Source organism: Methylomagnum sp. (assembly GCF_054333355.1).
Genome location: NZ_JBTEKS010000497.1, coordinates 1 through 2,721 on the forward strand (window position 1 = coordinate 1; position 2,721 = coordinate 2,721).

General features: G+C 57.7%; 3 protein-coding genes. All 3 read right to left on the reverse strand.

The features are described from left to right. Positions 1-75: 75 nt before the first annotated feature. The 3 genes from ACXWUF_RS21610 to ACXWUF_RS21620 are packed head-to-tail and all read right to left on the reverse strand — an operon-like array spanning position 76 to position 2,014. On the reverse strand, positions 76-411 hold the full coding sequence (locus ACXWUF_RS21610; protein ID WP_458496591.1) for a hypothetical protein: 336 nt from the start codon (positions 409-411) through the stop codon (positions 76-78). A 26-nt stretch (positions 412-437) separates the two neighbouring features. After that, the gene (locus tag ACXWUF_RS21615; RefSeq protein ID WP_458496592.1) at positions 438-641 is read right to left on the reverse strand and encodes an MFS transporter small subunit; all 204 of its coding nucleotides are present in this window, start codon (positions 639-641) and stop codon (positions 438-440) included. A 5-nt stretch (positions 642-646) separates the two neighbouring features. Further along, positions 647-2,014 carry an L-lactate MFS transporter gene (locus tag ACXWUF_RS21620; protein WP_458496593.1) on the reverse strand — a complete coding sequence of 456 codons (1,368 nt, stop codon included), beginning with the start codon at positions 2,012-2,014 and terminating at the stop codon, positions 647-649. Positions 2,015-2,721: the final 707 nt, after the last annotated feature.

The window sequence follows — 2,721 nt, forward strand, 5'->3', positions numbered from 1 at the left end:
GGCGCACGGTAGATTCATGATTGAGTGCAAAGTATATCGGATGTGCGCCTAACCCACCCTACAGCTTGCCGATATTCACCAATCCGCAAAAGGCAGCGTAACCGTATCCAGCAAGGCATCGACGGGCATACTTAAAATGAAGCCCGGTATCAGATACCTATTCACTTCGCTATAAAAAGAATCCTTACGGGCTTTTTGATAATAATGGGCAAGGCAAGTGTCGGTGGGAGCCATAGCGTCGGAAAACGCCCACTCCAACGAAGACAATTCCATGCGGGTAAGCGTGTAAACGCCGGGGCAATCCCGGTAATGCCCCGGCCAATACCGGCCCTGCTGTTGCGTGACAAACGAGGTGCAGCCCGCCGCCGTGGTCAAGGCGAGGATGGCCGTCCACTTGAGCAAGGTTTTCACGCGGCGGGATTCCGGGCTAGGGCTGTTCATCGGAATAACAACAGGGCTTTTTCCACGGTGGACTTCACGCCCCAGGCCAGTGGAATCAAAACGTAGCTCCAGAATAGCACCAACAGAATCCGATCCCGGATGGGCGATGCTGTCGGTTCCGCCTCAATCGCCGCGGCTTGAACCGGGCGTGCGGTGGACTGATGCGATTTATTACGGCGCTTGTGTTTAAGCTTACTCATGGCGATTACCCCTGCAAGTCATCGTTCACTTCATCATGCGGCATATAATGCTTTTCATCCACGGCCCGCATCAGCAAATTGCAGACAAACCCCGCCGCCAATAGCCCAGCCATGATATTCAGGGTTGTCCCATAGGCTTCGGCCTTGGCGACACCCGAGCTGATTTGATACTCGCGGATATAGTTCACCAAGACCGGACCCAACACGCCCGCCGTGGACCAAGCCGTCAATAGGCGGCCATGAATGCCGCCCACATATTTGGTGCCGAATATATCGGCCAAATAAGCCGGAATCGTCGAGAATCCCCCGCCATACATACTCAGAATCACCGCCGTCGCCGCGATGAATAAAGCCATATTGCCGGTATGGGCGATGGTTTGCAGCATGGAATATAAAAACGTCCCCAGCGCGAAGAACACGAAATAGGTATTTTTGCGCCCGAGATAATCCGACGTGGAAGACCAGAAGAATCGTCCGGCCATGTTGAAAATACTCAACAGCCCGACGAAACCGGCGGCGGCTTCCGGGGTGATTTGGCCTTTGAACATTTCCTGAATCATCACCGACGCCTGCCCCAAGATGCCTATCCCTGCTGTGACATTCAGGCACAGAATGGCCCACAGTAAATAAAATTGCGGGGTAATCATGGCTTGGTCGATATGGACGTGGCGGTCTGTGACCATGCGTTTCGAGGTGGTCGGCGGCGTCCAGCCAGCGGGTTGCCAGTTAGGCGGCGGAATGCGGATCGTCAGGGCACCAATGGCCATGGAGACGAAATAGAGACCCCCCATGACCACGAAGCTTTGCGCCACGCCCACCGAGGCGGCGCTCTTGAAGTGGTTCATCAGCAGCACGCCCAGGGGCGAGCCAATCATGGCCCCGCCGCCGAAGCCCATGATGGCGAGTCCCGTCGCCATGCCGCGCCGATCCGGGAACCATTTGAGCAGGGTCGAGACCGGCGACACATAGCCCAGCCCCAGCCCGCACCCGCCCAGGACGCCATAGCCCACATACAGCAGCCAGATTTGATGCAGCGTGACACCCAGCGCCGCCAGGAAGAACCCGCCACCGAAGCACAGCGCCGCCGTCAGCATGGTGCGGCGCGGCCCGACCTTCTCCAGCCAGGAGCCACCGAACGCGGCGGACAGCCCGAGGAACACGATGGCGAGGCTGTAAATCCAGCCGATATCGGTCAGCTTCCAGTCGTCCGGCATGGACGAGCCGACGCCGAGGACGCGGGTCAGCGGCTCGTTGAAGACGCTGAAGGCGTAAACCTGCCCGATGCACAGATGCACGGCCAGGGCGGCGGGGGGAATCAGCCAGCGGTTGTAGTCGGGCCGGGCGGTGATGCGGTGTTTGGATAGGAAGCTCATGGGTGGGTTATGGTGGCGGGCCTGTTTTTGGAATTTGGCCTTATTACATCGTTATCGGCCCGGCGACGCCAGCTTGCAAGCGCAGGTTTTTACATTAAGCTCCATCTCCCACTGCTTACAAGCGTGGTTTTTACGAACTCGCGCATTTGCCCCCTCTCCCTCCGGGAGAGGGTGGGGTGAGGGGGAGTCAAAAAGGATTTCTTCCTCAAAAAACGCCCGCACACGCCTAGCGAAGCGGGGACTCGGCGCTCAAGCTTTTCTGGCTGAAGCCACGCGCCCCATGTTTAAGGAACAATTCCCATTTGATCCCCTCACCCTAGTGCTTCGTCACGTATGAAACGCCGAGTGATTCCCGAGGGTGCCGCCCGAGGCCGAATGTCTGGGGTAGGTCGGGCATGTACTCATGCCCGACGCGGCGGTCTGGCCGAAGCGTCGGGCAGGAAATACCTGCCCGACCTACACCTATCACGTCATTCAATGACTGACAAAGCACTAGCCCTCTCCCGGCGGAAGAGGGGAAAAACCCCGTTTCATATACATGGCGCGATTGCCCTGATTGACGCCATGGACCAAACGGCCTTTCAAAATTTCCAACGGAGGCGACCATGAAGACGCTACGCAAAGGAACGGATCGGGGACAAACCCACTTGCCTTGGCTGGACGGCCATCACACGTTTTCCTTCGGCGATTATTACGACCCCAAGCAC

Bases quoted from the DNA above. Each gene is read 5' to 3' on its own strand.
- ACXWUF_RS21615 (WP_458496592.1), bottom strand. From the start codon at position 641: ATGAGTAAGCTTAAACACAAGCGCCGTAATAAATCGCATCAGTCCACC.
- ACXWUF_RS21620 (WP_458496593.1), bottom strand. From the start codon at position 2,014: ATGAGCTTCCTATCCAAACACCGCATCACCGCCCGGCCCGACTACAAC.